8 protein-coding genes are annotated in these 7,283 nt (G+C 51.5%); 3 read left to right on the top strand and 5 right to left on the bottom strand.

Annotated features, from left to right (window positions below):
* Nucleotides 1-267: 267 nt before the first annotated feature.
* Together mgtA and JK231_RS24205 are read left to right on the top strand one after the other, a co-directional pair.
* Nucleotides 268-2,991: a magnesium-translocating P-type ATPase gene (mgtA, locus tag JK231_RS24200; RefSeq protein ID WP_211729814.1), complete on the top strand. Its 2,724-nt coding sequence runs from the start codon at nt 268-270 to the stop codon at nt 2,989-2,991.
* Nucleotides 2,992-3,150: 159 nt separating this feature from the next.
* Nucleotides 3,151-3,828 (top strand): SDR family oxidoreductase, encoded by a 678-nt coding sequence (locus tag JK231_RS24205; RefSeq protein WP_097118685.1) that lies wholly within the window; start codon nt 3,151-3,153, stop codon nt 3,826-3,828.
* 39 nt (nt 3,829-3,867) lie between these two features.
* Here the strand turns inward: JK231_RS24205 and JK231_RS24210 are convergent, their stop codons facing one another.
* Both JK231_RS24210 and JK231_RS24215 read right to left on the bottom strand, forming a co-directional pair.
* Nucleotides 3,868-4,524 carry an epoxyqueuosine reductase QueH gene (locus JK231_RS24210; RefSeq protein ID WP_034825520.1) on the bottom strand — a complete coding sequence of 219 codons (657 nt, stop codon included), beginning with the start codon at nt 4,522-4,524 and terminating at the stop codon, nt 3,868-3,870.
* 117 nt (nt 4,525-4,641) lie between these two features.
* On the bottom strand, nt 4,642-4,998 hold the full coding sequence (locus JK231_RS24215; protein ID WP_038645311.1) for a hypothetical protein: 357 nt from the start codon (nt 4,996-4,998) through the stop codon (nt 4,642-4,644).
* 288 nt (nt 4,999-5,286) lie between these two features.
* Here JK231_RS24215 and JK231_RS24220 point away from each other — a divergent pair, with 288 nt between their 5' ends.
* Nucleotides 5,287-5,637: an NIPSNAP family protein gene (locus JK231_RS24220; RefSeq protein WP_160834643.1), complete on the top strand. Its 351-nt coding sequence runs from the start codon at nt 5,287-5,289 to the stop codon at nt 5,635-5,637.
* Nucleotides 5,638-5,727: 90 nt separating this feature from the next.
* Here the strand turns inward: JK231_RS24220 and JK231_RS24225 are convergent, their stop codons facing one another.
* The 3 genes from JK231_RS24225 to JK231_RS24235 form a co-directional block, all read right to left on the bottom strand.
* A complete protein-coding gene (locus JK231_RS24225) occupies nt 5,728-6,582 on the bottom strand; it encodes a PA4780 family RIO1-like protein kinase (protein ID WP_160834644.1) in 855 nt (284 codons plus the stop codon).
* 121 nt (nt 6,583-6,703) lie between these two features.
* Nucleotides 6,704-6,994, bottom strand: coding sequence for a contact-dependent growth inhibition system immunity protein (locus JK231_RS24230; protein ID WP_211729815.1), 291 nt, complete (start codon nt 6,992-6,994; stop codon nt 6,704-6,706).
* 8 nt (nt 6,995-7,002) lie between these two features.
* Nucleotides 7,003-7,206: an RNase A-like domain-containing protein gene (locus JK231_RS24235; RefSeq protein WP_211729816.1), complete on the bottom strand. Its 204-nt coding sequence runs from the start codon at nt 7,204-7,206 to the stop codon at nt 7,003-7,005.
* Nucleotides 7,207-7,283 lie beyond the last annotated feature (77 nt).

Here is a 7,283-nt window from a genome sequence, read left to right on the forward strand (position 1 = left end):
GCGCGTTTTGGCACGTCCGTGCTCAGGCTACCTGGCAAATCTGGACTGACTGAAGATCGCTTTCAGCGGCATCATTGACATCGTCATCGCTATTTCTCGTTATTTTAACGAGCGAATTTCTTCGTCTTTTATTTACGGGAGGTCATATGGAAATTCCCGATAGGTTATTTTTAATCATCTAACGCATCGTCGTTAATTTAATTTATCCCGAATTGTGTGCTTCATGCACTGGGACTTTTATTGCCGTAAAAAAAGAGGAATGTCATCATGACTGACATGAAACTCAACCAGGAAAAAAAATCCTGGAGCAACGCCCGCCCGCAGCGTCAGAAAACGCCGCGCTATCTGATTGAAGATGAAGCCGGTTTCACCGCCGATGAAACCCTCGTTCGCCTGCGCAGTGATGCGCTGGGCCTGAGCGAACGCGAAGCCGAAGCGCGTCTGGAAGTCTATGGCCGCAATCAAGTGGCGCATGATAAAGCGCCGCACGCGCTGATTCAGCTGATCCAGGCATTCAATAACCCCTTCATCTACGTATTAATGGCGCTGGCAGCGGTGAGTTTTTTCACTGACTACCTGCTGCCATTTCGTAAAGGCGAGGAGACCGACCTGACCGGTGTCATCATCATTGTGACGATGGTAACGCTCAGCGGTTTGCTGCGCTTCTGGCAGGAGTTCCGCACCAATAAAGCCGCGCAGGCGTTGAAATCCATGGTGCGCACTACCGCTACCGTACTGCGTCGGGAATCTGCCCAACAGCCCCCGGCTAGACAGGAAGTGGATATTGCCACTTTAGTCCCCGGCGACATTATCTATCTATCGGCTGGCGATCTGGTGCCTGCCGACGTACGTTTGCTGGATTCGCGTGACCTGTTTATCAGCCAGGCGATCCTGACTGGTGAATCACTGCCCGTTGAGAAATATGACGTCACGGGCCACGTCACCAGCAAAGGCGCGGGAGCGAGCGATCACGGGGCTTCACTGCTGGAACTCGGTAGCGTGTGTCTGATGGGCACCAACGTCTCCAGCGGCAGCGCCAAAGCGGTGGTAGTGGCAACCGGCGGCGAAACCTACTTTGGCAGCCTGGCGAAATCGATTGTCGGTAATCGCTCGCAAACTGCTTTTGATCGCGGTGTGAACAGCGTCAGCTGGCTGCTGATCCGCTTCATGCTGGTGATGGTGCCGGTGGTGCTGCTGATTAACGGGCTAACCAAAGGCGACTGGCTGGATGCGTCGTTGTTTGCGCTGGCGGTTGCGGTCGGTCTGACGCCGGAAATGCTGCCGATGATTGTCAGCTCGAATCTGGCGAAAGGTGCGATTGCCATGTCACGCCGCAAAGTGATTGTGAAACGGCTGAATGCGATTCAAAACCTCGGCGCGATGGACATCCTGTGTACCGATAAAACCGGCACGCTGACCCAGGACAATATCATTCTTGAGCATCATCTGGATTGCGCCGGGGTGGAAAACTCTCGCGTACTGATGCTGAGCTGGCTCAACAGCCACTATCAGAGCAGCACGCCGAATCTGATGGATCGTGCGATTCTGCGCTACGGCAAGGATCGTGTAACGGCGGACATGGGCGACTATTACGCCAAAGTGGATGAGTTGCCGTTTGATTTTGTGCGTCGCCGTGTTTCTGTTGTGGTGCGCGATCGTCGTCTGAATCAACAGATGCTGATCTGTAAAGGCGCGGTAGAAGAGATGCTGAGCATCGCTACGGCTGAGCGTGAAGGAAAACTGGTTCAGCCGCTGGATGAAAAACGCCGTGCAGAATTGTTAGCTCTGGCACACCAGTACAACGAGCAAGGTTTCCGTGTATTGCTGGTGGCGAGTCGTGTACTGGAAGAGCCGGGCTTGCAGCAGGCATTGAGTGTGGCGGATGAACAAGGGTTAACCGTGGAAGGGTTGCTCACTTTCCTCGATCCACCTAAAGAGAGTGCCGCCAAAGCCATTAACGCGCTGCGTGAAAACGGCGTCAGCGTCAAAGTGCTGACCGGCGACAACCCGGTGGTCACCGCACGTATTTGCCAGCAAGTCGGTATCGACAGTGGCGATATCGTGACTGGCGATCAGATCGCGATGATGAGCGACGAGCAACTGGCAGAGGCGGCAGCGCACAGCGCGGTGTTTGCCAAACTGACGCCGCTGCAGAAATCTCGCATCTTGCGTGCATTGCAGCAGCAAGGACACACCGTCGGTTTCCTCGGCGATGGGATTAATGATGCGCCAGCCCTGCGTGATGCCGATGTCGGGATTTCAGTGGATAGTGCAGCAGACATCGCGAAAGAGTCTTCTGACATCATCCTGCTGGAAAAAGATCTGATGGTGCTGGAAGAGGGGGTGATGAAAGGACGCGAAACCTTCGGCAACATCATCAAGTATCTGAACATGACCGCCAGTTCCAACTTTGGCAACGTGTTCTCTGTGCTGGTGGCGAGCGCCTTTATTCCGTTCCTGCCAATGCTGGCGATTCACTTGCTGATTCAGAACCTGATGTATGACCTGTCTCAGCTGGCGCTGCCATGGGACAAAATGGACCGTGAATTCCTGCGCAAACCGCGCAAATGGGACGCGCGCAATATCAAACGCTTTATGCTGTGGATTGGGCCTACATCATCAATCTTTGATATCACGACTTTTGCTGTGATGTGGTACGTGTTTGCCGCCAACACGCCGGAAATGCAGTCACTGTTCCAGTCCGGTTGGTTTGTAGAAGGATTGCTGTCGCAGACGCTGGTGGTGCATATGCTGCGCACCCAGAAAATTCCGTTCATCCAGAGCCGTGCTGCACTGCCGGTGCTGCTGACTACGGCGTGTGTGATGATTGCAGGCATTCTGCTGCCATTCTCCCCGTTGGGACACATGGTGGGATTGACCCCGTTGCCCTGGGCTTACTTCCCATGGCTGGTCGCGACCTTGTTAGGTTACTGCGTGGTCGCACAGGGCATGAAAATGCTCTACATCAAACGCTTCGGCCAGTGGTTCTAACTCCATGGAGGTGCTATGCGGAATCGGAATCTTAATAAGGTGGTGTGCCATCTGCTAATCATGATGGTGGTGATTGTTGTGCTAACGTTGGTGTTTCGTTAGTCAAACCAAGGGCAGGTTATCCTGCCCTTTTTGCCTTTTAACTGCGGGAAGGGACAAATGAGCCAAACAAAACGCGCGTTAATTATCGGTGCTTCAAAGGGGATTGGACTGGCGGTGGTGCAGCAACTGCTGGCCGATGGCTGGGACGTCACGGCCACTTATCGCAGCACTGCCGTTTCCTATCAGCATGAAAAACTGCGCTGGCTGCCGCTGGATATCACTATTGCCACACAGCGTGAGCAATTACTTCAGCAGCTCAAAGGCGAGCAGTTTGATCGCGCGCTGATCAATGCCGGGATTCTCGGCCCGGATTCAATGGAATTGATCGCCACTCCCGATGATGAATTGATGCAACTGTTTATGACCAACAGTGTTGCACCGGTGCGTATGGCTGAAGGCCTGCTACCCTTGCTGTCGGAAAAACAGGGCGTGCTTGGTATCACCACATCTCGTCTCGGCAGCCTGACGGAGAATGCCGAGGCGATTCGTCCGTATTACTCTGCCAGTAAGGTGGCGCTGAATATGCTGAGCCGTACGCTGCTTCAGCAAATGGATCCGCGTGGCACAACCTTGCTGTCACTGCATCCGGGCTGGGTGAAAACCGATATGGGCGGTGATGATGCGGATATTACTGCGGTGGAAAGTGCTCAGGGATTAGTGGCGCAACTGAACCGTTTTGCCGGGCAGGGCGGACATCATTACGTCGATTACAGCGGCAGGCAATTAGCCTGGTGAGAGTAAGCGCCTGCTAACCGATGCCAGCAGGCTAATTGTTTATTCGTCGGGCTGGTAGTACTGCACACCAATTTCAATGCGTTCGCGCCCGCTGGCCACGCGATGGCGATTGCTGTCGCGTAGCGAGTAGATGCAGCCGCAGTACTCCTGCTGATAGAAACGCTCGCGCTTGCTGATCTCGATCATGCGTGATGATCCGCCGCCTTTACGCCAGTTAAACTCCCAATACAGCATGTCAGGATAGTGCGCTGCTGCACGCACACCGCAGTCATTAATCTGCTTCATGTCCTTCCAGCGCGAAATACCCAGCGAACTGGTGATCACCGGGAAGCCATTTTCATGTGCATACAGCGCAGTACGTTCAAAGCGCATGTCGAAACACATGGTGCAGCGTACGCCACGCTCCGGTTCCCACTCCATGCCGCGTGCCCGATCAAACCAGTTATCTTTATCGTAATCGGCATCCACGAAAGGCACACCGAACTGCTCAGCAAAGCGGATATTTTCTTCTTTGCGCAGCTCGTACTCTTTCAGCGGATGAATGTTTGGGTTGTAAAAGAAGATGGTGTAATCGATTCCGGAAGCCAGCATCGCTTCCATCACCTCACCCGAGCAGGGTGCGCAGCAGGAGTGCAACAGCACTTTGTTGTGACCGTTGGGTAAAGGCAAGGGCTGGCGTTTGAAGGTGTCAGACATAAGAAAAAATGGTTAATGAGTGTTGAGCGAAGTGTAAGTCGATATCGAGCCGGACGCAAAGCGGCAAAAACGAAAAAAGGCCGCAATCGCGGCCTTTCGGGATTCTGTCAGAAGAACTTATTCAGTCACTTTCTTCTTCAGATCGCTGGCACCTTCTTTGGTTTTGTTCCAGCCTTTAGTCGCACCTTCTTTGGTAGCATCCCACCCTTTTTCAGTGCCTTCTTTGGTTTTGTTCCAGCCTTTCTGTGCGCCTTCGCTCACTTTGCTGCTGGTGCTGTCGCTCTTACCTTCAACAGCATGCTTGGCTTTCAGCTTCTGCTCTTCGCCCTGATGCTGCGCCTGATGCAGCTTCTCTTTGGCGGTGTTTGCGCCCGCTTGTGCGTTCGCGACGGTGTCGTCAGTTGCATGTGTGGTAGCGGCAAAAGCCGAAGAAGCCAGCAGCAGGGCAGATACAGCAATAATTGTCTTTTTCATGAATATTCCCTCATCAATCGCTCTATGAGTTATGAGCGTAGTTAACAATGGCACGCTCAGCCAGAATTGGCTCCAGGAATAACCTTAATTGAATCATCGAGTTTGGATGGTGCGAGAAATGAGCATTTTAAGCCATGCTGCTATGTGCTCAGCCTGAAGGCACTTCAGGCAAGCCGATGAGAGTTGTGAGTCGCCTCAGCTTTAGTGGATCTGACACTGTATCTTTTTCTGGTAAAGGGTAATTTTAGTGCCGCCATAATCACAAAAAAAATGTCTTAAGGATGAGAGATGAAAAGTAGAGTTGTTGAAATCCTGCAATATCGGTTGAAAACAGATACAGGCAGAACCTTCCATCGAATCATGCGAGATATCAGTGTTCCTCTGCACGTCGAGCAGGGAATTGATGTCGTCGCTTACGGTTGTTCTCTCCATGATGCTGATAGCTATTTTCTTCTTCGAGCATTTGAAAATGAAGAGGAAATGCACGATGTTCTGGAAGCATTTTATGCCAGCGAGGCGTGGCGTTCAGGGCCGAGAGAAGCCATCATTGAACGTATTGAGGTGAGTCTTAAATCTGTGCTGCTGCTTTCACCCAGCGCCATTGATGAGATGAGAAACAGCTTTTTAGCCTGGCAATGAGAGTGACGGGCTGCACATGTATCTGTTTAGCAGGTGAAATTTGAAGAGTGGTTTTACTATAACTTAAAGCCAGCGAATCAGGCTGGCTGACTATTCTTCATCCCGCTCTTTAGCCGCTCGCTGGCGATCGTAATACTCATCTTCCGCAGAAATGATTTCATCCAGCAGGGAGTCCATATCCACATCATGAACTTCTTCTACAAAGAGGCCGGTTAAAGCAGTTTCAGGCGTTAACTTGCCATCTTCAAACAGCTGCCAGATTTCCTTCGCATAACGCGTTTCTAAAATCTGCGGGGCAAACTGACCGTAATATTCGGTGATGTTATTCACATCGCGCTCAAACATTGATTCGGCGTGGTTGTTTGCTGAAGCATCCACCGCTTGAGGCAGGTCGATGATCACTGGGCCATGCTCATCTTGCAAAACGTTAAACTCTGACAGATCGCCATGCACAATGCCGGCACACAACATGCGTACGATATTGCGAATCATGGTGGCGAAATCAGTCAGAGCTTCCTCTTGCGACAAAATCACATCGCTCAGACGTGGTGCTACTGCGCCATCTGCATCAGTGACCAGCTCCATCAACAGTACACCGTCGAGGCACATATAGGGTTCAGGCACGCGAACGCCGGCTTTGGCCAGGCGGAACAGCGCATCGACTTCTGCAGTATGCCAGACTTCCTCTTGCTGCTTGCGTCCGAATTTGGAGCCTTTTTGCATTGCACGCGCACTGCGGGAGTTGCGAACTTTGCGCCCCTCCTGATATTGCACGGCCTGCTTAAAGCTACGCTGAGAAGCTTCTTTGTAGACTTTAGCGCACTGGACTTTGCCGCCGCACATGACAGTGTAAACGTCAGCTTCTTTGCCGCTTTTCAAGCGCTGAAGCACGTTATCAATCAGGCCGTCATCGACCAGCGGTTGGATTCGGTTTGGAATTTTCATGCGGCTTTATACCGCATTTCAGGGGACTCACGCATTAAGAACATGGGGCATAACAGAAGAAAAGCCAGCCGCATGGCATTATGAGTAGGGGCCAGGTTCAGTATCACCATACCTCTCAATCCTATAGTGAGATTTGACGTACTGTTTTTAGGAATTCGCGTGCGGTGGTATCCCAAAGCTCAGGTGAGAAATCAAACTCATAGCGTCGCTTGAACTCCTCCTCTACGCCATCATCATAGGCGGAGATAAAATCATCGACTTCTTCGACGAGATCTTTGAGCATCCAATCTGGGGCTGTTTTTTTGAAGAGCCTGACTATGCCTTCAACTGTGTTTTCACCATCATTAATGATGTCGGCGTCCTGATTGAAATAACCGAAAATCAGTTGATCAAGAAAATGGAAATTTTGCATTTTGCACCTTAAAGAGACGGGAACGCGGTGAGAATGTAATAGGGTTTGCCGTTAAATTTTTGAAATTCAATGACCACTCTCACATTTGTCATGGCAATCCGCTGGCTGTCTCCTCGTTTGAAGCCGTAGCCAATAGTTTTCCCTGCTGCATTACGAATAGTTAGTCTGACACCTTTCTTGCCACCTGAGAGAACAGACTTTATGACGGCTATTGAATCGCTATGGGTTTAACAGACACCTCAGAGTCATTTAAGATGGCTTAAAGAGAGGTGCCCATGAGCGGTAAGCG

Source organism: Pantoea sp. JGM49, from assembly GCF_018257655.1.
In the GTDB taxonomy this organism is placed as follows: domain Bacteria; phylum Pseudomonadota; class Gammaproteobacteria; order Enterobacterales; family Enterobacteriaceae; genus Pantoea; species Pantoea communis.